The sequence below is a fragment of the Zhongshania sp. R06B22 genome, from assembly GCF_040892595.1.
GTDB classification, from domain to species: Bacteria; Pseudomonadota; Gammaproteobacteria; order Pseudomonadales; family Spongiibacteraceae; genus Spongiibacter; species Spongiibacter arctica.
Window position 1 is genome coordinate 2,004,366 of the sequence record NZ_JBFRYB010000001.1, and the last position, 21,307, is coordinate 2,025,672.

General features: G+C 49.2%; 22 protein-coding genes. 9 read left to right on the forward strand and 13 right to left on the reverse strand.

Annotated features, from left to right (window positions below):
• Nucleotides 1–18: 18 nt before the first annotated feature.
• Nucleotides 19–1,713 carry a ShlB/FhaC/HecB family protein gene (locus AB4875_RS09085; RefSeq protein WP_368375746.1) on the forward strand — a complete coding sequence of 565 codons (1,695 nt, stop codon included), beginning with the start codon at nucleotides 19–21 and terminating at the stop codon, nucleotides 1,711–1,713.
• A 142-nt stretch (nucleotides 1,714–1,855) separates the two neighbouring features.
• Here AB4875_RS09085 and AB4875_RS09090 read toward each other — a convergent pair whose 3' ends face one another.
• The 4 genes from AB4875_RS09090 to AB4875_RS09105 are packed head-to-tail and all read right to left on the reverse strand — an operon-like array spanning nucleotide 1,856 to nucleotide 4,741.
• The gene (locus AB4875_RS09090) at nucleotides 1,856–3,187 is read right to left on the reverse strand and encodes an ATP-binding protein (RefSeq protein WP_368375747.1); all 1,332 of its coding nucleotides are present in this window, start codon (nucleotides 3,185–3,187) and stop codon (nucleotides 1,856–1,858) included.
• 1 nt (nucleotide 3,188) lies between these two features.
• A complete protein-coding gene (locus AB4875_RS09095) occupies nucleotides 3,189–3,872 on the reverse strand; it encodes a response regulator transcription factor (protein WP_368375748.1) in 684 nt (227 codons plus the stop codon).
• A gap of 12 nt (nucleotides 3,873–3,884) precedes the next feature.
• Complete coding sequence (locus AB4875_RS09100) at nucleotides 3,885–4,211, reverse strand: PepSY domain-containing protein (protein WP_368375749.1); 327 nt, start codon at nucleotides 4,209–4,211, stop codon at nucleotides 3,885–3,887.
• 20 nt (nucleotides 4,212–4,231) lie between these two features.
• Nucleotides 4,232–4,741: a glycine zipper 2TM domain-containing protein gene (locus AB4875_RS09105; protein ID WP_368375750.1), complete on the reverse strand. Its 510-nt coding sequence runs from the start codon at nucleotides 4,739–4,741 to the stop codon at nucleotides 4,232–4,234.
• Nucleotides 4,742–4,850: 109 nt separating this feature from the next.
• Here AB4875_RS09105 and AB4875_RS09110 point away from each other — a divergent pair, with 109 nt between their 5' ends.
• Nucleotides 4,851–5,474, forward strand: a complete 624-nt coding sequence (locus tag AB4875_RS09110) for a glutathione S-transferase family protein (RefSeq protein ID WP_368375751.1) — start codon at nucleotides 4,851–4,853, stop codon at nucleotides 5,472–5,474.
• 60 nt (nucleotides 5,475–5,534) lie between these two features.
• On the opposite strand, the gene AB4875_RS09115 is transcribed toward AB4875_RS09110, so the two are convergent.
• Complete coding sequence (locus AB4875_RS09115) at nucleotides 5,535–5,897, reverse strand: hypothetical protein (protein WP_368375752.1); 363 nt, start codon at nucleotides 5,895–5,897, stop codon at nucleotides 5,535–5,537.
• Nucleotides 5,898–6,033: 136 nt separating this feature from the next.
• Here AB4875_RS09115 and AB4875_RS09120 point away from each other — a divergent pair, with 136 nt between their 5' ends.
• From AB4875_RS09120 to AB4875_RS09130, 3 genes are all read left to right on the forward strand, one after another.
• On the forward strand, nucleotides 6,034–8,082 hold the full coding sequence (locus tag AB4875_RS09120) for a DUF3604 domain-containing protein (protein WP_368375753.1): 2,049 nt from the start codon (nucleotides 6,034–6,036) through the stop codon (nucleotides 8,080–8,082).
• Nucleotides 8,083–8,201: 119 nt separating this feature from the next.
• Nucleotides 8,202–8,996 carry a peptidylprolyl isomerase gene (locus AB4875_RS09125; RefSeq protein WP_368375754.1) on the forward strand — a complete coding sequence of 265 codons (795 nt, stop codon included), beginning with the start codon at nucleotides 8,202–8,204 and terminating at the stop codon, nucleotides 8,994–8,996.
• A complete protein-coding gene (locus tag AB4875_RS09130) occupies nucleotides 8,983–10,008 on the forward strand; it encodes a HupE/UreJ family protein (RefSeq protein ID WP_368375755.1) in 1,026 nt (341 codons plus the stop codon). Before AB4875_RS09125 ends, AB4875_RS09130 begins: the two co-directional genes overlap by 14 nt.
• Before the next feature lie 19 nt (nucleotides 10,009–10,027).
• Here the strand turns inward: AB4875_RS09130 and AB4875_RS09135 are convergent, their stop codons facing one another.
• Entirely contained in the window at nucleotides 10,028–10,852 is an 825-nt protein-coding gene (locus tag AB4875_RS09135; RefSeq protein WP_368375756.1) for a hypothetical protein, read from the reverse strand.
• 69 nt (nucleotides 10,853–10,921) lie between these two features.
• Here AB4875_RS09135 and AB4875_RS09140 point away from each other — a divergent pair, with 69 nt between their 5' ends.
• Together AB4875_RS09140 and AB4875_RS09145 are read left to right on the forward strand one after the other, a co-directional pair.
• Nucleotides 10,922–11,728 carry an alpha/beta fold hydrolase gene (locus AB4875_RS09140; protein WP_368375757.1) on the forward strand — a complete coding sequence of 269 codons (807 nt, stop codon included), beginning with the start codon at nucleotides 10,922–10,924 and terminating at the stop codon, nucleotides 11,726–11,728.
• 86 nt (nucleotides 11,729–11,814) lie between these two features.
• On the forward strand, nucleotides 11,815–12,681 hold the full coding sequence (locus AB4875_RS09145) for a DUF2971 domain-containing protein (RefSeq protein WP_368375758.1): 867 nt from the start codon (nucleotides 11,815–11,817) through the stop codon (nucleotides 12,679–12,681).
• A 14-nt stretch (nucleotides 12,682–12,695) separates the two neighbouring features.
• Here the strand turns inward: AB4875_RS09145 and AB4875_RS09150 are convergent, their stop codons facing one another.
• Both AB4875_RS09150 and AB4875_RS09155 read right to left on the reverse strand, forming a co-directional pair.
• A complete protein-coding gene (locus AB4875_RS09150) occupies nucleotides 12,696–14,297 on the reverse strand; it encodes a GMC family oxidoreductase (RefSeq protein ID WP_368375759.1) in 1,602 nt (533 codons plus the stop codon).
• A 119-nt stretch (nucleotides 14,298–14,416) separates the two neighbouring features.
• The gene (locus tag AB4875_RS09155; RefSeq protein WP_368375760.1) at nucleotides 14,417–15,184 is read right to left on the reverse strand and encodes a pseudouridine synthase; all 768 of its coding nucleotides are present in this window, start codon (nucleotides 15,182–15,184) and stop codon (nucleotides 14,417–14,419) included.
• A 136-nt stretch (nucleotides 15,185–15,320) separates the two neighbouring features.
• Between AB4875_RS09155 and AB4875_RS09160 the strand changes: the two genes are divergently transcribed.
• The gene (locus AB4875_RS09160) at nucleotides 15,321–15,824 is read left to right on the forward strand and encodes an SRPBCC family protein (protein ID WP_368375761.1); all 504 of its coding nucleotides are present in this window, start codon (nucleotides 15,321–15,323) and stop codon (nucleotides 15,822–15,824) included.
• A gap of 26 nt (nucleotides 15,825–15,850) precedes the next feature.
• On the opposite strand, the gene AB4875_RS09165 is transcribed toward AB4875_RS09160, so the two are convergent.
• From AB4875_RS09165 to bioA, 4 genes are all read right to left on the reverse strand, one after another.
• Complete coding sequence (locus tag AB4875_RS09165) at nucleotides 15,851–16,420, reverse strand: YtfJ family protein (RefSeq protein WP_368375762.1); 570 nt, start codon at nucleotides 16,418–16,420, stop codon at nucleotides 15,851–15,853.
• A 155-nt stretch (nucleotides 16,421–16,575) separates the two neighbouring features.
• Nucleotides 16,576–16,986, reverse strand: a complete 411-nt coding sequence (locus AB4875_RS09170; protein WP_368375763.1) for a secondary thiamine-phosphate synthase enzyme YjbQ — start codon at nucleotides 16,984–16,986, stop codon at nucleotides 16,576–16,578.
• A gap of 81 nt (nucleotides 16,987–17,067) precedes the next feature.
• Nucleotides 17,068–17,889: an ion transporter gene (locus AB4875_RS09175; protein ID WP_368375764.1), complete on the reverse strand. Its 822-nt coding sequence runs from the start codon at nucleotides 17,887–17,889 to the stop codon at nucleotides 17,068–17,070.
• A gap of 6 nt (nucleotides 17,890–17,895) precedes the next feature.
• Entirely contained in the window at nucleotides 17,896–19,197 is a 1,302-nt protein-coding gene (gene bioA, locus AB4875_RS09180; RefSeq protein ID WP_368375765.1) for an adenosylmethionine--8-amino-7-oxononanoate transaminase, read from the reverse strand.
• Between the two features lie 223 nt (nucleotides 19,198–19,420).
• On the opposite strand from bioA, the gene AB4875_RS09185 reads away from it, so the two are divergent.
• Entirely contained in the window at nucleotides 19,421–20,785 is a 1,365-nt protein-coding gene (locus tag AB4875_RS09185; RefSeq protein WP_368375766.1) for a class II fumarate hydratase, read from the forward strand.
• A 49-nt stretch (nucleotides 20,786–20,834) separates the two neighbouring features.
• Here AB4875_RS09185 and AB4875_RS09190 read toward each other — a convergent pair whose 3' ends face one another.
• Complete coding sequence (locus AB4875_RS09190) at nucleotides 20,835–21,287, reverse strand: thiol-disulfide oxidoreductase DCC family protein (RefSeq protein WP_368375767.1); 453 nt, start codon at nucleotides 21,285–21,287, stop codon at nucleotides 20,835–20,837.
• Between the last annotated feature and the right edge of the window lie 20 nt (nucleotides 21,288–21,307).

The window sequence follows — 21,307 nt, forward strand, 5'->3', positions numbered from 1 at the left end:
ATATTTTTTGGAGTAAGCATGGCAATCGACCTACCTCCCGTAATTCCGCCACAGGCGTCTACTGCGGAACGCATTGAGCAATATGCGGCGGCTCAGTCTGATTCCATTATTGACGTCAAGATTGGCGAATACGATCTGCGGATTTCCGGTAACCGCTATCTTAGCCGTGAGCAGATCGACCTGATTATGACGGTTGCCAAAACCCCCGCCCAGGCGGTTAATGCCTTGACTCAAGCTTATTATCAGCTTGGCCATTTACTTGTCACCGTTTATTTTGCGCATCGCGACAACACTATTTTCGCTCACGTCATCAATGGCCATTTAGCTGAAATTAAAGCGCCAGACAGTATCGCTCCGTATTTCTCGGGCTTGATTGGTGATCAGGATCTTACTCGTTCGGAATTTGAGACCAAGCGAGTGTTGGCAAATCTGAAGAGTGAGCGCGCGGGTTTAAATTACGGGGTGACTTATCAGCTGTCAGAAGACCCAACGGCCTTCACTATTGTGCTCACTGAGTCCAAAAAAGAGGATCACGACAGTACCGATTTAAGCCTTAGTGCGAATAATTATGGTAATCGCTTTTTAGGACGCTACTTTGCTAATGCGACACTAAAACATGATTTTAATAGTGGTGTTCAGGCATCGTTTTCCTATGATCGCGCTTTGATCGAACTTGGTGAGGTGAATGGTGGAGATTATTATGACGGCTATAGTTTTCGTTTAAATTATCCGAGTAGCTTTGGCTTATATGGCATAGAAGCCCGTTATACGGAAGATCAGCGCCGCAGCGATGGCTTGGTGACGAGCGATGGACCTAGCCCCATAGATGATTTTTTATGTGTTATTCCATTGGTCTGCGAATTAACTAATGGCTTGGGCTTGAGTATCGGTAGTGGTACGACAACGGAGGCAAGGCGCCTGCGTTTGGTGTCGAAAGTCCGCAGTGTTGCACTCACGGGTGAACAGGTGATAAGTAGTGATGCGGTGCATCGCTTTACGGTGTCACAGCGCTTGGAGAACGTTGATAGCGTCATTGACATTGATGGCTTTGGTAAAGCCTTAGATGAGCCACAAACGAGTCTTGAGCTGGGCCTCAAATATAATAAATTAATACGTCTATTTGGTATTGGTAGCCAATTAACCGCGCAGGGGTTTATAGAGGCCGGGCTGGAATCTGATACCGGTACACTGGGCAGGGATACCCGCGAGGGAGAAGTGGCAACCGGGCGACGGACGGGTGAGTTTTTAGTATTTAAACCGCGTGTGGCGTTAAAAATGGCGGTAAGCGATTGGGCGACATTGAAAACAGATGTGATTGGTCAATTCTCAAACGATCAACAGTTACCACTTCAACAACAGTTTTTCTTAGGTGGCGCAGCAGGTCTTAGTGCCTATTTACCGGGTGTATTGGTTGGTGATTCGGGTAGTTATGCGAAGCTGGCGCTGGAAAGTAATGGTTTGCCCCTGTTTGGTCTGATGTTTAAACCCACGGTTTTTGTAGAGCATGGTCAGGCCTGGTATGAGGATGCCAGCGGAGAGGCCGGAGATACTCGCGCGATTGCGGATGCGGGGTTTAGCCTTAAGGCGGAGCTGGGTAAGCAATTTGTGACGGAGATAGTCGCCGCTACTCCGGTATATGATAACAACCTCAATGAAGAGGCTTTATCGCAGGTTGAAGTCGACTTTTTTTGGCGACTCTCCATTACTTTTTAAGATCCTTTTTATGGATAACTTCCTTATTGAGAGCTATCAAAAGCAGTCGGCAGCGGCTGCTTTTTTTATGGTTAGGATTGTTCATTTATTTCTGGCGGAGAATAATTCCGCGGTCTGAGGTAACGGTTTAGTTGCTTATTTTTTATCTTGGCAGCGATATCTCCGCACAAACCCCTCCAAGACTAGAGTCTTTAAAGCTGATAGCGCCCTGATAACTGTCGATAATATCGCCGACAATGGCAAGTCCTAGGCCTTGTCCTTGACCATACTGATCACCTCGTATGCCACGTTCCAGTAAATTTTCACGGGACTCTGCGGAGATGCCGGGGCCGTCATCGTCGATGTAAATAACGGTCTGATCGCCGTTAATCTTACAGTGGATGGCAATCGTTTTGCGGCAGGCTTTGCAGGCATTATCGAGCAGATTGCCGAATAGCTCCATGGCGTCTTGTTCGTCAATCGCAACAGTCTGCTCGGCATCTAGCGATAGTTGGAAGTTCAGCGCCTTGTCTCGATATACTTTTGTCAGGGTGTTATTGAGCCGTGTTATCAGCGGCTGCAACTGTATGCGGCCGCTAAGATTTTGCTGGCCACTGCTTACCGCCCGCTTAAGTTGATAATTAATAATGTTGTCCATGCGGTTTATTTGTTCAATGGTAACAGCGTCTTTGGTATCTCCTCCCTTAAGGATCGCAAGCGGGGTCTTAAGGCTGTGAGCAAGATCTGCCAAGGTGTTTCGATAACGTTCGCGCTGCTTTTTTTCTTTGTCGAGCAATTGATTTAAATTGTGGGTAATACCCTGCAGCTCGCGGGGGTAATTGAGATCAAGTTTTCCCGTGTTGCCTTGCTCTAATAGTTTTAAATCTATGGCCAAATCGCGTAGGGGTCGCAAACCCCAATATAAAATAAGTGCAGTCACGATTAGCGATATGGTGAGCACTAGCCCGAGCCAGAGGGTCAGCTGATTTTGAAATTTTTTGAGCTCGTTAAGAAGTACCGCTTGACTGGAGTAGAGCGAGAAGAGGAGGGTGACCTCGCGTTCATCTTCGGTCTCCCAAATGGCGTGATATTGGAAAACAAAAAAGGGTTCTTTATCGACGTAAATTTCGCTAAATAATTCTTGTCCGCTGCGCGGTGTGCTCTCCGGGGGCGGCAGTGGTATGGTTTCGCTAGAGACTGACCGCCACAGTAGCGTGCCATCGCGTAGTCTAACTTGCGCATAGAGCCCAGAGCGGAACTGCCAAAACCGGGGTTCCTTTAGGCGATCGCCCATATCAATGGCGTCGTCTTGCCACTCGATGGCGCCTAACAGACCAAAGAATTGCAGTCGAAGTTGCTCTTGTTCTGCACTGATTAGACTCGCTTTATGGGCGCGATCTATTGCAATGCCGGTTGCTCCCAGTAGTAATGCCATCAGACTAAGGCTGGCAATGATGAGTCGCCTAGTAATGGATTGATTGCCTTGGGCTGACATTTCAGTGTTGGGTTTCGCTTAGCTCAAAGCGATAGCCTCGACCGCGCAGCGTTGAAATGGGCTTAAGAGTATTGCCAGGGTCGAGCTTTTTCCGCAGACGAGCAATAAACACTTCAATGACATTGCTGTCGCGATCAAAATCCTGATCGTAGAGATGTTCGGTGAGATCCGTTTTAGACACCACTTGGCCGCTGCGCATAGCGAGATATTCAAGTGCATTGTACTCGTAAGCAGTTAGCTCGACGGACGTATTGTTGAGTAGCGCTCGTTTGGCTCCAGTGTCAATGGTGATACAGCCAAATTGTAATTGGGGGCTGGCAAAACCCGCCGAGCGTCGAATTAGAGCATTGGCCCTTGCCATGACTTCTTCGATTTGAAATGGCTTGGCGACGTAGTCATCTGCGCCGGCTTCAAGTCCTTCTACTTTGTCCTGCCAGCGGTCTCTTGCAGTGAGAATCAAAACGGGAAATTTACGACCCTCTTGGCGCCACTGCTTTATGACATTAATACCGTCAATGCCCGGCAGTCCCAAGTCGACAACCGCTAGGTCATAGGGATTTTCTTGGCCAAGATACAAGCCTTCGTTGCCGTCCGCGGCTGTGTCGCAAGCATAGCCGGCGCGTTCAAAATTACGGTGTAACTGCTCTAGCAGCAGGCTTTCGTCTTCGACTAGCAGAATACGCATAGTGAACTTCGCTCAATCATTGATGATGACATTTCTAATTTTGCCGTTATCTTGCAGTATTCGAACGCTGTAACTATCGCCGTTGCCGCCACGTATTTTTTTTGCGCCAACGGCTCTACCACCGTAGCGTTGCTCGGCGATAGAGATCGCCTCGTTAACACTCAGGGTGCTGCGAGCGCGGTCGTCTAAGCGCTGCTCAAGCGGTGAGCGGTCGGGCAGACTCAGGCGACCACCACTTACATTACCTAGCGGATTCGCCTCACTGAGTGTTGCAAAACTTGTGGCAGTCAGCAAAATAACGATTTGCAGTTGCACGCAAAGTTGTGAAGTACGCTTCATAGAACTCCTAAACATCTACTTTAGCCACGCGGAGTGACTTTGACCTCAATTTCTATTTCTTCACCGGGATTATAGGGTAAGCGGGTGTGATAAATCTCGCCTTGGTAGCGATAGCTTACATCATAGCCCACTACTTCATCTCGCCATTCGCGATGTTGTTGGATTTCGCAGCGCTCGATAGTTTCATAGTGGTTTGATCCCCGTCGGCGGGAAATGTCAGACGCAACCGTGGCTCCCAGTACAGCGCCTACTACCGTGCCAACGCGTTTGTTGCTTTTGTGGTGGCCAAGCTCATTGCCGAGTGCGCCGCCAATGATGGCGCCAAAAATTGGCGCAGAGCTACTGCCGTGGTGAGAGACTGTTTCCTCCCAACATTGCTCTATCGGCGCATTAAAGGCTACACGCTCGTAAACCGCCTGAACCTGAGTAACCCGTGCGTATTGAGTGTGCTTGACGCTGTTGCTTCGGTGGTCGGCAAACACTGGGCTAGCGCAGGCAAAGATCAACGGGATAATGCGATACTGGAACATAGCTTATACTCCAAAACTATTGCTAGTATGTAGGATAGTGGTCTCTGCCTTAACTAAAGCTGAACCATGTGTAAATCGAGACAATTTTAATAAGTTTAAGGAGAATCTGGTGAAACTATATACATACGCTCCAGCGCCAAATCCGCGCCGAGTCGGTCTATTGATGAAATACAAGGGTATCGAATTAGAGACCCAAGAAATCGATATGATGGCAAAAGAGCAGCTTTCCCCAGCGTTTAGTGCGGTCAATCCTCGCTTGACCTTGCCGACCTTGGTATTGGACGACGGTACGATCTTGTCTGATACCGTCGCAATTTGTGCTTATTTGGATGATGTTTTTCCAGATAAACCCGTTTTTGGGAAAACGGGATTACAGCGCGCTCAAATTATTGGCTATTGCCACCAGATATTTTTTGAAGGTTTTAGCGCTGTTGGCGAAGTGCTTAGAAACAAGGGCAAAGCCTTTCAAGACAGTCCGCTTCCCGGGCCCCTGAAAATGCCGCAAATTGCGGAGTTAGTAGAACGTGGCAACCTTCGCATTACAGCCTTCTTTGAGACAATGAATACTGAGGTAGAGAGTAAAGAGTATTTAGTCGGTGATACAGTCTCGCAGGCTGATATCGACCTTTATGTGGTGCTCGGATTTTGTGGCTGGGTACGACGTGCAATTCCAGAGGATTGCGGCGCATTGCAGACCTGGTTCGATAATATGAAGTTGAAGTTGGGCGAGTAGGCACCGCAAGGATACTTAAACAGGGCGAAATCGTGCAGAGTTCGCCCTGTTTGTTAGCTACTAAAGACCAAAAACGACTTTAACTCGACTATTAAAAGCCGGTTGGTAGCGATGACCGCAGCGGCGGTTATGCTCGTGGCGCGCATAGTAATGCTTACCGTAACGCTGCTTATTGTAGTGATGCTTGCTATAGCGGTGTTTATCGTAGTGATGGTTGTTGTAGCTTTGATAGTAGTGTCTATCGTATTTGTCATAGTCTTGCTTGTGGTGTTTTTTATAATGTTTGTCATGGCCTTGGTGAGACCCGCTGTCATGGTATTGATAGCGGGCCTCAAATTGATTGCCACCGCGATGGTCGGCGTAGGCGCTGCCTGCGAAAAAACCTAAACCAGCAAGCAGAATTAACGTTTTTGTCAGTTTCATAATGATGCTCCTTTTGTTAAATACCCGGTCATGATCACACGCGGTGGCTTAACGACTCCTGAATACCACTGGGATTGTAAAAAGGCGGCGCTTAAATAATAATAGTGGCACTATAAAAACAAAAGGTGGTATGGCAATGACTGCGTGTTTCTCGGTAGTTTCCAAGGGATTCTTAAGAACGTTACGATTTGTCCTATTCGCCTCTTTAGCCTTGGTTTTGGTGGCTGGGCTGCATGCAGAAGAGGTGGTTAGTAAAGATTCTTCTGAAGATCAGAGTGGCTATCGCGAGTCGCGACAACCTTGCTTAAACCGTGATTCGCAGCGCCAGGTGTTTTTTGGCGACACTCATGTTCATACCAAATATTCTTTAGATGCCAGTACCCAAGGTACCCGCACCTCGCCGGCAGATGCCTATCGTTTTGCCCGCGGTGCAGAACTGGGTGTGCAGCCCTGGACAGCTGATGGTAAACCCCTGCGGCGCTTGCGCTTAGACCGGCCTTTAGATTTTGCGGTGGTGACGGATCACGCAGAATTATTTGGTGAAGTGGAGATGTGCCAAACACCTAGTTTTGAGTCTTACACTAGTTGGCAATGTAAGGTTTATCGAAACTTTCCTCGCGCTGCTTTTTTCCTTTTTAACACCCAATCTTCCCGGGGCAAACGCTTAGGTATGTGTGGTGAAGATGGGGCGTTCTGCCGGGACGCGGGATTACGTCCTTGGCAGGAAATTCAGCACGCCGCGGAAGCCGCTTATGACAGAAGCGAAGATTGCGAATTTACCAGTTTTGTTGCTTATGAATGGACGGGAGCATCTGCCAATCTCGCCAATTTGCATCGTAATATATTATTTAAAAACAAACAGGTGCCGACTTTACCTCTTAGCTTTATCGATACCCCGTCAGCGCCCTTGTTGTGGGATGCCCTAGATCGTGACTGTGTTAATGCGGGAACCGGCTGTGAGGTACTTGTGATACCGCATAATTCGAATCTAAGCGATGGCTATATGTTTAGCTTAGCTCGCGATGACGGCGGGCCCATCACCGCCGAAGATGCCAAGCAACGGGCGAGGTTGGAGCGTTTGGTTGAGCTGATGCAGCACAAGGGCAGCTCTGAATGTTTTTACGACCCCTTAAATAGTGCCGATGAGCTATGTGGTTTTGAGCAACTACCCTACGGGACTTTTGCGGATAAATTTGTCGGCAAAATATTGCCATTTATGAGTAAGCCGCCCAAACCCGATGCCGGATTTATTCGCGATGTTTTACGTGATGGTATGGCGCAGGAGCAACGATTGGGAGTGAATCCATTTAAACTCGGTTTTATTGCTAGCTCAGATACCCATCTAGGCGCACCGGGTGCGGTGGCAGAGCAAGGGTTCTTGGGCCATGGTGGCGCGGGTGTGCCGGTTGGTGAAGAGGTGCCAGAAGGCCTACCCGATGATCTAGAATTTAATCCTGGCGGCTTAGCGGCGGTGTGGGCGGAGGAAAATAGCCGGACGTCCCTGTTTGAGGGCATGCAGCGGCGCGAAACTTATGGCACCAGTGGCCCGCGTATAAGCCTGCGATTTTTCGGAGGTGATGAGCTCTTGCCAGAGGATATTTGCGAACGCAGTGATTATGTTGCACTGGGCTATGAGCACGGCGTCGCGATGGGCGGCGATTTAAGTTTACTGGATGCAAGCGCGTCGCCCGTGTTTACCGCATTTGCAAAAATGGATGCTGGTCGTTCCGGTCGTCCGGGAATGCCGTTGCAGCGAATTCAAATCATTAAAGGTAGTGTTGATGATAAGGGGCAGCGCGATGAAAAGGTGATTGATATTGCCGGTGACGCCGCCAGCGATGCGGGTGTTAATTTAAAAACCTGCGAAACGTTTGGCCGCGGATATACCCAGCTATGCGGTCGCTGGAAGGACCCTCAGTTTGATCCCGCCGAGCATGCATATTACTACGCCCGTGTCGTCGAAAATCCGAGCTGTCGTTGGAGTCAGCAAATATGTGTGGCGGCAAAAGTTGACTGTGATGATCCCAGTACTATAAAACCAGGATACGAGCAGTGTTGTGTCGCTGCGCATCGACCTATTATTCAGGAGCGAGCTTGGTCGTCGCCTATTTGGTTTTCGCCTATGGCTGAGCTAAGCCCTAAGCCGATGCAAGACGCTAATACAGTCGGCGGGCCTCTGCCTTGAGGCAAGTATTGTCCTCGCGGCTATTGCATTTTTTTATTATCGGCTTGACGCTCTACAGTGTTTCTGCTGCCTATGATAAACATCAGCAGCGCTATATAGACTGTCTTTCCGAATCACAGTTGAATGTTCTAACATCTGATTGGACGCGCAGTACTGGCCGAGCGGCGACGCCGATTGAACTCAGTCATTTAGCGCAAGTCGCCTTGGATGAGAAAATGCTAGTAAAGGAGGCCATGCTGCAAGGTTTGCATAAATCAGATACCGTCATAAATCAGCGCTTGCTTCGAGATGCGGACTTTTTGGGTCTTGAAGGAAGTGTAAAAGACAAAATTGATGCCGTAGTGGCGATGAATATGGCGGCGAGCGATGAGGTTATTCGTCGTCGCTTAATGCAGCTGTTGCAGCATAATATGACAGAGCTTGAGGAGGAGGGCAGTTATCCCACGGCAGCGCAGTTAAGCGGGATATACGCCGAGAGCAAAGAGCTCGGTCTCGTTGCGGCGCGCTTTAGTTTCGAACATATATTTTTTAACTCTGATGACGGAGAAGCTAAAGCTAAAGCGCTAGTGGCGCTAAATGCGTCTATGGCTGATCAGGGTGACGTGTTCTTGGATGGTAATTATTTTTCTAATTTGACGCTGGTGTCGATAACCTCAAAATTTGGTGAAGACTTTAGTCTTGCACTAGTGAACACAGATACGCCTGTGAATGATTGGTTTGGGCCGCTGCAATCAGCTTACGGGTTTCATCTGGTGCGTATTCTGCAACGTCACGATAGCTATCGGCGTTCGCAGGCAGATATGGCACCGCTGCTAGCAGATCGTTGGCGTCGAGAGCGGCAAGCCCAAGTCTGGGCTGCATATATTGATAAACTGCGTGACAAATATCAGGTGGTCTGTCATGCGAATACTTAGTGCTTTACTCATATTTTTTAGCCTTTGCAGCGGGCTTAATGCACATAAACTGGCACCGTCTTTACTTGAACTTAGGGAGTTGCCTGGCGGTGTGATTGGGCTTACATGGAAAACCCCGGTTTTAGCGGCGAGCTTGCCAAATGTGGTCTTACCTGAATCCTGCCGCACGATAGATCGTGCCGAAAAAACAGTGCGTGATGGCGCAGTAGAGCAGCGTTATACCCTTGCCTGTGCAGCGCCAGTGTCCTCCTTAGTGTTCGCTATTAACGGACTTAGTGAGTCGCGTTCTGCAGCACTGCTGCGTTGGTATGGCGGTGATGGCGGCGAGCAGCAGAGTTTGCTGGGCTCCGATGAGGATAGGTTCTCGCCGGCGCTTGTCACTAGCAGTGGGCCGCCGATACTGCAATTTACTGGCCTGGGTATCAAGCACATCCTTATTGGCAGCGATCATCTCTTATTCGTTTTGGGTCTGTTACTGATCGCCGGTCATCGCTATCGTCTCCTTATCTGGATAAGCTCTTTTACCGTAGGTCACAGCATCACCTTATTTCTAGTCAGTATGGGTGTCATTCCACATTGGCCGGCCATGGCTGAATGGCTTATTGCTGCGAGTGTTTTAGTCATGGCGCTGTATGCGGGCAGGTATCGGCACAGCGACGAATCAAGAAATTATAGTAAAGGCTTTACTGCAATAGTTGCGCTCTTTGGTGTGTTGCATGGCCTGGGTTTTGCGGCGGTATTGGAAGAACTTAGGGTGCCCAGTGGCGACATGCTGCCGGCGCTTTTGGGCTTTAATATTGGCATTGAGCTGGGGCAGATTTTCTTTATTGCCATGGTCGCGGTCGCACTAATGATAGGGAAACGCTTGTTAGTGGCTAGGCTTCAGTGGCGGGATCACATCATAGCTATGACGCGCTCAGCAACAATTTATGTTATGGGATCAGTCGCTGCTTACTGGATGATTGATCGTGGCCTCATTTTATTTGAAGCCACGTTTCGCAGTATTTACTAGGTGACATTTAAGCGTAGCGTTAAGGTTGTGACGCCTTAGGTTCAGCGCCCGCTTTGGCTGCGACAGGCGCTGCTTTTCCTGGGTAGTTTTTCATTTTAATCAGCGGGTGAAAGGCTATTTCTATGCCTTCTTCGATGTTGTTGCTGCGACTAAGAATCTTTTTGCGTCTAACAAAGCCCTTGTCAGATTTGCGAGAATCAATCCCGTGCAAGGTGTCGATACCACCGCGACTAGAGAACAGCGGTTTGCCTTCAGTAGTATAAATTGTAATCAGCAGTGACGCGCCTTTTATCACTTGCGTCCAATTGAAATCGGTTGGGACGCTGGAGGTGGTACCTTCTGTGGCCGGTTCGCGTGTTACACCGTACCAGCGGGCATAGTGTTTCATCCCTGGGCTATGTTGCACATCGTGTTCGATCAGATCAGTAAATACCACAGCGTCGATGTCGTTTTGTGCCTGCAGACTTTGCAGTGTAGCGGACATCACTTTTTGCCAGCCGACCCGATCTACTTTCCCGGTGGTCGGGTCATAAAAATTACCAAAGGTTAGTAGCGCTTGCTGCCAGGCATTATTAAACAAGTGATTTGGCGCAAGACTTATGCCGTTGTCTTCTAAATAGTCTTCTACCATACCGTCAACTTTATCAACGCTATCGCGTAACACTGAGCGCGTGGGTTCGCCGCTGACATTGACAGTCGCCAGAATAATTTTCTTAAGTGGCTTTTGTTGTATGTCTTCACGACTGATAAAGTAGTCGTAGGTGGTTGGGTTGTAATCTGTTGAACTACAGCCGGTAGATACTGCGGCGCCAATTAGCGCCAAGATAAGCAGAGTAAATCGCACAATGAGCCCTTTTTTATTGAAAATGCCTGCGCATTCTAGCAATGGCCATAGATGAAGAGAAGCGAACATATGCCCAGAGTAGTGAGATTGCATACTGAAGTGAGTGGTAGTGGGCCTGTTAGCGTTGTTTTATTACACGGTCTGTTTGGCTCGGCGAGTAACTTGATGGCAGTTGCACGTTGTTTAGAAAAATACTTTACGGTAATTCGCATGGATCTGCGTAATCACGGTAAGTCGGCGCATAGTGATCAAATGGATATTCCGGTCATGGCGGAAGATGTTGTTGCGGCTATGGACACGCTGGATATTCCAAGAGCACATTTACTCGGTCACTCTCTTGGTGGCAAAGTCGCGATGCAAGTCGCAATAACACAGCCCGAGCGGGTGCGGCGCTTAATCGTTGCTGATATCGCTCCGGTGCGCTACGGGCGCGGCCACGACGCAATTATTACTGCATTGCTGGGTCTGGATTTACGTTCGCTAAGAAACCGCGAACACGCAGATCAGCTGTTAGTGAAGGATGTGCCAGAGCTTGGAATACGCCAATTCTTACTCAAAAATTTAATGCGCGACGGCAAGGATGGCTGGGCGTGGAGAATGAATTTGGCGGTGATCGCCGAGCTATATGACAATCTTCGAGATGCACCATCTCCAGATTTGTTTAATGGCCCAAGCTTGTTCATTCGCGGAGAGCTGTCAGGCTATATTCGCGACGAAAATCGGGCGCCAATGATGCGTCAATTTCCCAATATGTATTTTGAGACCATTCCTAAGGCGGGTCATTGGCTACATGCGGAATACCCAGCTATTTTTAATGGTCTGGTGGAAGAGTTTTTGCGGGCTGATGAGGCTGCGTACGAGGGTGGTGCGGCATAAGCTAAGTGAAGTCTGTTTGCGGTGACTGTTACGAAACTATAGCGCTCACAACACGACAGTAAAGCGGCGGAAGTCGAGGAGTTTATATGATAAGTAACATCACCGAAGCCTTATTTTCTGAACAGCCCCAAGAAACCCTATACCACTACACATCACTCAGTGGCGTTCTCGGTATTATCGGTAGCCGCACACTGTGGGCGAGTGATATTCGTTATATGAATGATTCTGCAGAGTTGCGTCATACCGCAGACCTGCTTGCCAATGAGGTCGCTAAACGTATTAACCAAGCTCATCCCCGCCCGCATTTATTGACTTGTTTTTTGGACTGGGTAAAACATCGTATTACCAACGGTCATATATTGTTTGGCGCGTCGTTTCGTTCAAATGGTAACTTGTTGAGCCAATGGCGCGGCTACAGTTCGGTTGGCAAGGGCGCTAGCCTAGGCTTTAATCCGGCCACTGTGGTGGCTTGTGCGGCGAAGCAGCAATTTCGGATGGGGCGCTGTATCTATGATCATTTGGCGCAGCAGGCTTTAATTGGGCAGGTAATAGATTCGGTAGAAGTGTTGGCTGATAGCATTGAGGATGGCGTCGAACGCACTGTTTACCATCAGTTGTTTGAGCATCTTGAGAGTGATTTACTGCGCTTGGCGGCCATTCTTAAGCATCCCTCATTTGAGGAAGAGCAAGAGTGGCGTCTAGTATCGCCAGTGGTATCAGATTATCGTGACGCCGCGGTAAATTTCCGTGAAGGTCGCAGCATGCTAGTACCCTATATGCGTTTTTCACTAGTATCGGACGACAGCAATGCCGTCGACTTAGATCATGTGTATTTAGGGCCCACACCAAATATCAGTTTGTCGATGAACTCGATGAAAATGTGTCTAGACAAACACGGTATTCGCCCTCTGAGTGGCATCGAGTATTGTCAAATTCCCTATCGCCAAAATTAACTTTCACTAGGCGCTCAGGCGCCGTTCTCGCCCAGTATAAAGTCGGCACAGCGCTCGCCTATGAGCACGGTAGTCGCATGGGTATTTCCCGATATTAGGGTGGGCATTATGGATGCATCTGCGACCCGAAGCCCTTCTATACCGTGGACTTTTAAGCGGTCGTCAACCACGGCCATGTCATCGCTGCCCATTTTACAGGTACCTACCGGGTGGTATACCGATTCGCCGGTATTGCGAATAAACTCCAGAATATCTTCATCGCTTTGGATCTCAGGTCCAGGCAGCAGCTCTTCTCTGCGATGTTCATTAAAGACTGGAGCTTCAAAAATACTGCGGGTTTTGCGCACCGCCGCAATCATTTTTTGACGATCACCTTCGTCAGCAAGATAGTTGTGTAGCAGTGCCGGCGCATCTTTGGGGTCGTTGCTGCGAATATGCACGTGGCCGCGACTCTTAGGGCGTAAATAACACACGGTTGCGGTCGTGCCGGGAACCGTTATCATCTTACCGCTGTCGTCCTGTGTTCCAGCTGCCGGGGTAAAGTGGATTTGCGCATCTGCGCGTTGCTCGGTGCTATCAGTTTTAAAGAAAACACCGACCTGTGAGGCGGGATGCACCAGCATGCCTTTACGCTTAAAGGCCAGCTTTGCAAAGGTAGCTATCATGGCCAATGGCCTTGAATCTTCATAGAATGTTTTTAAACCCACAAATGAGCGCTGGGTATTTACGGTGAGGTGGTCCTGCAAATTTTCGCCGACGCCCTTCAATGCGGTGTGGACCTTGATGCTGTGTTGCTGCAATACCGCTGGGTTGCCGACACCGGACAGCTCTAATAATTGGGGTGAGTTAATAGTCCCACCACACAAGATGATTTCGCTGCGGCAGCGAGCGGTAAGTTGTTTACCCTTGTGGATATAGCGCAGCGCGGTCGCGCGATTGCCTTGGAACTCTATTCTACTTGCCAGAGCATCGGTGAGGACCTTGAGATTGGGCCTTTCCATCGCTGGTTTCAGGTGGGTCTTAGCAGTACTTTGGCGCAAGCCATTGCGGATGTTCACTTGATAGAAGCCCGCACCCTCTTGATTTTCCCCGTTGAAATCCGCGTTGGCAGGAATGCCGGATTCAGTGGCGGCCTGAATATACATATCGGCTAAGGCATATTTGTCGCCCACATTATCAACCCAGAGCTGACCGTCGCTGCCATGATAGTCACTGCTGCCGTTAGTATTGTGTTCGCAGCGTTTGAATATAGGGAGTAGGTCGTCGTAGCCCCAGTTGCGATTGCCTAGCGCTGCCCAGTGATCGTAATCCTCTCGCTGGCCACGGATGTATACCATGCCGTTGATTGAGCTAGAACCGCCCAACAGTTTGCCACGCGGCTGATCGATACGCCGGTTGTTCATATGGGGCTCGGGCTGGCTTTGATAGCACCAGCTAAATTGTGGGTTCTTCATGGTGAATGCGAAGCCCAGTGGGATATGTACCATGGGATGGCTATCTTTACCGCCGGCTTCGAGGAGCAGAACGCTGTGTTTGCCGCTAGCTGAAAGACGGTTAGCTAGGGCGCAGCCGGCAGATCCTGCGCCGACAATAATGTAATCATAATGAGTTAGCATACTTAGTTCCCGCGTTCCCCCGCTTGGACGTTAGTAGTTTTTGCGACGGGGATATTGTTATATCCGCTACCATACGATTAGGTGATGCTGGATGTAAGTTATAATTTTGTAACCTTTTACTATTGCCATTCCGGTGGCAGTAAGTCAATCCATGCAAAGCGTCTGAGAAGCTTGGAAAAGTGCACATCGATAGGCGCGTTGATGCATATTTCAAGACCGCTTACCGGGTGTTGAAAGGTTTGTTGCGCAGCGTGTAGCAGCAGCCTGGGGCATTGCAGGTGCTCTGCAAAGTAGCGGTTATGGCGACCTCGGCCGTATTTAGCGTCGCCAATAATAGGGTGGGATATATGCTTTAAATGGCGACGTAACTGATGGCGCCTGCCGGTTTGCGGCTGCAGTTCTAAAAGCGAATAGCGAGACTGGGGATAGCTTTCAATCTCGACATCCAGTTGGTATTGCCCCAATAATCGAAAGTCGGTAACCGCGGATTGTTTGGCCGCTACCTTGCTCTTGGCAATGCGTTGGTCGGTAATTTCTGTCAATGCGTGGTCGATATGGCCGGCTTCGGCGCAATGGCCGCGAACGACCGCCAGGTAGGACTTTTTAATTTGCTGACCGCTGAAGATGTGTCCTAGCTCGCTTGCCACGGCGCCACTCAGGCCGAAAAGTAAAACGCCGGACGTGGGCTTGTCTAAGCGATGAGCTGGATAAACATACTGACCAATTTGGTCGCGGAGTATCTGGATCGCAAAGCGGGTTTCGTGGCGATCAATGGGGCTGCGGTGGACTAATAGGCCGCTGGGTTTATTTATCGCGATGATATATTCGTCCTGATACAGGATATCCAGCCTTTCAGCTGTCTTTGCTACTTGCTCAAAATCTGGCATTTACCCGTTGGTCCTAGATGAAGACTTTGTCATATTTACGTTCATGCCTTGTTAGAGAATTACCACTGATGTTAGATTCCCGCATATAGGCGCAGTTGGCCGGATTAGTGAGAGATCACTTTATTGGAGAGTTCGCGTGGCAAATAAGTACCAGTGTAAAACCGTCGACATGACATTTTTTGATGTCGCCCCGTTTCGCTATGTTGCCGAAGTAGAGGTGAAAGTCAGTGCGGCAGACGTATTCGCATCTTTCGAGAATGCTGACGACTGGCCGCGTTGGGCTATGCCTATCCAGAAAGTGGAGTGGACTGCGCCTAAACCCTTTGGTATTGGCACCACGCGCACGGTCAGTATGATAGGCGGCCTCGTCGGTTATGAAGAGTTTATCGCGTGGGAGTACGGACGGGAAATGGCTTTTTGCTTTACCCATGGCAGCAAGGATAATATTGAGTCGTTTGCAGAGCGCTATGAGGTCGATGCAATCGATGAAAACTCCTGTCGGGTGCGCTGGACAATGGCGATGAAGCCAAAAGGGGCCAGTAAGTATTTTTTACCGGTATTCAGTCCGGTGATGCACCTAGGCGTAAAGGCAATGCTGCGCAGATTTGCGCGTTTAGTTGAAGGCCGCCGCTGCTTCTAGCGGCCCTCGTGGCAAGTTTAGATGGCCTAGCTTTTACTCTTTGCTATCTCTTCGTCTAGCATCGCGATAATAGTGTTAATGTCGTCTGCCGAAAGTTTACCTTGCTTTAAATAGCGAATTTTACCCTCATAGTCCACTAGGATAAACGCCACGGTTCCCTGTTCCAATTGCCATGCGGCAAGGCCATGGCCTTCCTCGTCCGCTACAAGCACCGCCTCTGGGTGCTCGCGTTTGTTCTTGCCTAACTCACTGCTTACCAGTCCCGATGTGCCCCACATCGCATCATCCAAATTGATAATACTGATTGACTGGAAGCTGCCGGGCTCGTAGTTCGCTTGGTTGAGACGCTCTTTGAGCGGCGCGATAATGGCGTCGGCAGACATTCTGGCGGCCACGTGAAACACCAAGGCGGGTGTGCCTGTGCTTATTTGCGCTGTTGACCACGGTTGATGACGTATTTTGTCATTATCCAGTATGAGCTCACCTTTGGATGGAACCTCAAAGTTCGGCAGGGTGCCGTTAACTTCGATAGCGCTGCAAAAGGCCGACGCACCTATCATCGATAGGCTTAGTATAATATTTTTAATACTACTCATGAAGTAAGCACCTAGTTTATTAGTGTTGAAAAAATCTGGCTCAGAATACCACAGGCTTTAAGACCTAAAGATGACGCTTAGTTCATATTGTTTGCCCATGTATATCGGTAAAGAGTTTACTCGTTGCAGATTAACGCAGACTGAATGCGGGTGGTTTAGCTGCCGATATGCATGATGATATTGCGCCTTGTCGCCGCGTGTCGGTGCTCCCACAGGTAAATCCCCTGCCAACTTCCAAGGGCGAGTTGACCGTCGATTATGGGTATGGATAGAGATGTTGCGGTTAGCGAGGCTTTGATATGAGCGGGCATATCATCGCTGCCCTCAAGCGTGTGGGTGTAGAGTGGATCGTGCTCGGGCACCAAGCGGTTTAACCAGTGTTCCAAGTCTCTGCGGGCGCTGTCATCATAATTTTCTTGAACCAAAAGGCTAGCCGAAGTGTGCTGAATAAATAGGGTGCAGAGACCATCTTGGCCGCGACAAAGCCGCAATATAGCTTCACTGATCATACTTGTGACACTGTGCAAACCTTGGCCTGAGACGTTCAAAGTAAGTTGTTCAATCATTGCAGTACATCCCCCTCATTTTAACTGGTCGCTTTTTTAGCATGACGTATGGTGCCGTTTTGATCGAGTTTATTTTTTGAATTATGAACTCGGCGGAAGCAGTTTTTCGCCGCAGTGGCGGCAGAATTCTGAGTCTTTTTCATGGCCAAATTTCTTGCAACTATCGCATTGCTTATTAGTAATACTGCGTTGGCTTTCTTGTATTAACTCAGCACTTAAAATACCGGTAGGAATAGCGATAATGGCATAGCTGGTAATCATTGCTAGCGCGGCGATCAATTGGCCCATGGGGGTGTGCGGTGCGATGTCGCCGTAACCGACAGTTGTTACTGTGACAATAGCCCAGTACATACTTTTAGGCAGACTGGTAAACCCGTTTTCTGGGCCTTCAATCAAGTACATTAAGGCACCAAAAACGACGATGAGCGTGAGCACACACACTAAAAACACTGATATCTTTCGGCGTGAAGACATCAGTGAGCGAATAAGGACGTTGGCCTCGCTCATATAATGAAATAATTTGAAAATCCTAAAGACTCGCAAGACACGAAATATTCTAATGATTAAAAGATGTTGGGCGCCTGGTATTAGTAAAGATAGATAGGTGGGTATGGTGGCTAGCAGGTCTACTAAACCGTAGAAACTGAAAATATAAGCCCGGCGGTTGGGCGAACAATAAATGCGCGCCGCATATTCGAGTGTGAATAGCACAGTAAACACAACTTCTGCTGCGAATAGCCAGTCTCCGTATTTTTGATGGACCGTGGCAATGGAGTCAACGAATAGCGCGGCGACACTAGTTAATATTATAACAATCAGAAAAATATCAAAGTTTCTGCCGGCACCCGGTTCGGTGCCAAAAATAACGGTGTGAAGTCGGGTTTTAAGACTCGCTTCTGGCATGATAATTTATTCCTCTTCGGCTACAGCAGCCACAATACTCCGGCAGAGCTGAGTTAGATCTTGGTCACCGATGATATACGGAGGCATGGTATAAACCAGCTTGCCAAAGGGCCGCATCCAGATACCTTTATCGATAAATCGCGCTTGAATACTTGTCATATCGACATTGTCTTTAAGTTCTATTACGCCTATTGCCCCTAGGCAGCGGACGTTCGCGACAGAGCTCAATGGCGCCGCGTGGCTGAGTTCTTCGCGGAGTATACTCTCTATCCTTTGGATATTAGCTTGCCAGTCGCTGGCTAACAGTAGGTCGATACTGGCGTTTGCAATACTACAGGCTAGGGGGTTACCCATAAATGTGGGGCCATGCATGAAGACGCCAGCTTCACCATTGCAAATACCTTCTGCTATACGGTCACTGCACAGGGTCGCAGCCAATGACAAATAGCCGCCAGTTAGGGCTTTGCCAAGGCACATAATATCTGGACTGATCTCGGCGTGTTCGCAGGCAAATAATTTGCCGGTGCGACCAAAGCCGGTGGCTATTTCGTCGTGGATCAACAAGACATCATATTCATCGCAGAGTGCGCGCAGGCGGCGAAGGTAGTCGCCACTGTAAAACTTCATGCCGCCAGCCCCTTGGACAATGGGCTCTACAATCACAGCGGCCAGTTCTTGATGGTGCTCTTTCAATGCAGTGGTGATTGCGGCCATGTCGGCGTCGCTGGCGGTGTCGCCAAACGCGGTGCGGGGGGACTCTACAAAGATATGTGACGGTAATACTTTATTGAACAAGTGATGCATGCCTGTTACTGGATCACAGGTCGCCATCGCGCCAAACGTATCGCCGTGGTAGCCATTGCGCAGTGCAAGTAATCGAGTTTTGTGTTGCTTGCCGATGGAGTACCAGTATTGCAAAGCCATTTTAATGGCGACTTCAACCGCCACCGAGCCGGAATCTGAGATAAACACCTTGGTGAGAGCGGCTGGCGTTAGGTCTACTAGGCGCTTTCCTAATGTGGCGGCGGCAGGGTGAGTGATACCACCAAACATAACATGGGACATATCGCTTAACTGCGCGGTGGCAGCGGCATTGAGAGCTGGGTGATTGTAACCGTGGATGGCCGACCACCACGACGACATACCGTCAATTAGCTCGGTGCCGTCTGCTAAGGTGAGCCGTACGCCTTTTGCTGAGACTACCGGAATCATTTCTACAGGGTTTAGCATGGATGAATAGGGGTGCCAGATATGATCTTTGTCCCATTGAAGCCATTGTTCGGTAGTGGCATTGTGGTAGTCAGACATTATTATCTCCCTGTTAATTCGCGCTATTTTAAGCATTTAGAGGTGATAACACGAGGGCATCCTTGCTTACAGCCAAGCGGTACGTGTGGTGGCGCGGAGTGATGTCGCTGAAAATGTGTTTAAGGGCCAGCGGTGGTAAGGGGTTAGCGGGGGTAAATACGATATCAGCGTTACCTTCGATACCTTCAATACCTTCGATACTCAAGAGAGGAAAGGACCGACTATGAGTGATTACCGGATTGAGCGCGACAGTATGGGCAAAATTTCCGTGCCCAAAAGTGCTAAATATGGCGCGCAAACCCAGCGTGCCATTAATAATTTTGCGATTAGTGAACTCACCTTGCCGAGTCAATTTATTGCGGCTATCGTTCGCATCAAACGCTGTGCAGCCATGGTGAACCACAAAGAAGAATTGCTGCCAGAATCCCTATTTCAAGCCATCACCACGGCCGCAGATAAGTTGCTGACGGGCCAGTATAGCGAGCAGTTTCCCCTCGATGTATTTCAAACAGGCTCAGGCACGAGCACCAATATGAACGTCAATGAGGTCTTGGCGAATTTAGCCGCCGAGCAAAGTGGCTTAAGCGTTAGCGCCAATGACCATATTAATATGAGCCAGAGCAGCAATGACGTCATTCCTACGGCCATACACGTTAGCGCGGCTATGGCTATACAGCATCGCTTGCTACCAGCACTTGAACACTTGGAAGCCACCATCCGAGATAAAGCGCGCAGTCTAAACAAGCTTATAAAAACAGGTCGCACTCATTTAATGGATGCAATGCCCTTAACCCTAGGCCAAGAGTTGAGTGCCTGGGCTGAGCAAGTTCATAAGTCTAAAAATCGCTTGCTCGAATCTCAACAATACCTATGTCAGCTAGCGCAGGGCGGAACGGCGGTGGGCACCGGCGTGAATGCGCCAGACTTGTTTGCGGAAAAGTTTTGCGCTGCAATCAGCATAGACACCGGCATAAGCTTTGTACCCAGCCCCTCTCTATTTGAAGCGCTGTCTTCTCAAGACACTGCAGTTGCTGTGTCGGGCCAACTGAAAGCGCTTGCGGTAACGCTGATGAAAATCAGCAATGACTTGCGATGGATGAATAGTGGGCCGCTGGCAGGACTAGCCGAGATCCGCTTAATCGCCTTGCAGCCGGGCAGCAGTATTATGCCGGGAAAAGTGAATCCGGTTATTCCCGAGGCGGTTGCGATGGCGTCTGCCCAGGTTATTGGCAATGACAGCTGTATCACGGTGGCGGGTCAGTCAGGTAATTTCCAACTTAATGTGATGCTGCCGCTGATTGCTTACAACCTATTACAGAGCATTGATTTAATGGCGAACTCTTGCCGTTCATTGGCAGATCAAGCTATTGCTGGCTTTGAGGTAAACGAGGATGTGCTGGCGACCAGCGTGGCCAAAAATCCGATATTAGTAACCGCCCTAAATCCTATTATTGGTTATTTGGCTGCGGCTGATATTGCCAAAAAGGCCTACGCGCAGCAGCGTCCGATACTCGACGTTGCGGAAGAAATGACAGACCTGAGTCGAGAGCAGTTAAGCGAGTTATTAGACCCATTAAAGTTGGTATGACCATTCGTTTTATGGACTAAAGTGCGGTTAAGGTGTACAAATTGCGCGCTTAAAAAGTCAAAAAGCGTTTGTCATGATCCGGGCTTGGCAGGGTGCACTGGGTATATTTACCGAAGAGCGTGTAGCGGCGGCAAGCGACATAATCGTAGACCAGATCTCGAATAAAACGGGGTACGATCTTGAACATACAGAGCACTCGCCAAGGGTAGGGCATGGTGGCCATGATGGCTAAGAAAGCCGTGCTCTTCTCATAAACCTGACCCTGCTTTAAATAATACATGGTGTCGTATTGGCCTTGCTGGGTATTGGCCTGATTTAATTGATAGTAGTCCATGAGTGCGACCCCCTCTTCGGATTGCACGGGCGCTAATTTAATCTGCTGGGCTTTATCAAATCGAATAATAAAACGACCCCAAGCGTTACACAGCTTGCATACGCCGTCGAACAAAATCACCTTATCTGCCGCCTGTACTGCGGCTAATTGCTCGGCATCTGTCATCATGTATCCCGCCAGGTTTGATG

Coding starts and splice junctions, on each gene's coding strand:
- AB4875_RS09150 (WP_368375759.1), bottom strand. CDS start 14,297: ATGCTAACTCATTATGATTACATTATTGTCGGCGCAGGATCTGCCGGC.
- AB4875_RS09100 (WP_368375749.1), bottom strand. CDS start 4,211: ATGAAGCGTACTTCACAACTTTGCGTGCAACTGCAAATCGTTATTTTG.
- AB4875_RS09185 (WP_368375766.1), top strand. CDS start 19,421: ATGAGTGATTACCGGATTGAGCGCGACAGTATGGGCAAAATTTCCGTG.
- bioA (WP_368375765.1), bottom strand. CDS start 19,197: ATGTCTGACTACCACAATGCCACTACCGAACAATGGCTTCAATGGGAC.
- AB4875_RS09095 (WP_368375748.1), bottom strand. CDS start 3,872: ATGCGTATTCTGCTAGTCGAAGACGAAAGCCTGCTGCTAGAGCAGTTA.
- AB4875_RS09145 (WP_368375758.1), top strand. CDS start 11,815: ATGATAAGTAACATCACCGAAGCCTTATTTTCTGAACAGCCCCAAGAA.
- AB4875_RS09120 (WP_368375753.1), top strand. CDS start 6,034: ATGACTGCGTGTTTCTCGGTAGTTTCCAAGGGATTCTTAAGAACGTTA.
- AB4875_RS09140 (WP_368375757.1), top strand. CDS start 10,922: ATGCCCAGAGTAGTGAGATTGCATACTGAAGTGAGTGGTAGTGGGCCT.
- AB4875_RS09105 (WP_368375750.1), bottom strand. CDS start 4,741: ATGTTCCAGTATCGCATTATCCCGTTGATCTTTGCCTGCGCTAGCCCA.
- AB4875_RS09115 (WP_368375752.1), bottom strand. CDS start 5,897: ATGAAACTGACAAAAACGTTAATTCTGCTTGCTGGTTTAGGTTTTTTC.
- AB4875_RS09090 (WP_368375747.1), bottom strand. CDS start 3,187: ATGTCAGCCCAAGGCAATCAATCCATTACTAGGCGACTCATCATTGCC.
- AB4875_RS09190 (WP_368375767.1), bottom strand. CDS start 21,287: ATGATGACAGATGCCGAGCAATTAGCCGCAGTACAGGCGGCAGATAAG.
- AB4875_RS09130 (WP_368375755.1), top strand. CDS start 8,983: ATGCGAATACTTAGTGCTTTACTCATATTTTTTAGCCTTTGCAGCGGG.
- AB4875_RS09170 (WP_368375763.1), bottom strand. CDS start 16,986: ATGATTGAACAACTTACTTTGAACGTCTCAGGCCAAGGTTTGCACAGT.
- AB4875_RS09175 (WP_368375764.1), bottom strand. CDS start 17,889: ATGCCAGAAGCGAGTCTTAAAACCCGACTTCACACCGTTATTTTTGGC.
- AB4875_RS09165 (WP_368375762.1), bottom strand. CDS start 16,420: ATGAGTAGTATTAAAAATATTATACTAAGCCTATCGATGATAGGTGCG.
- AB4875_RS09085 (WP_368375746.1), top strand. CDS start 19: ATGGCAATCGACCTACCTCCCGTAATTCCGCCACAGGCGTCTACTGCG.
- AB4875_RS09155 (WP_368375760.1), bottom strand. CDS start 15,184: ATGCCAGATTTTGAGCAAGTAGCAAAGACAGCTGAAAGGCTGGATATC.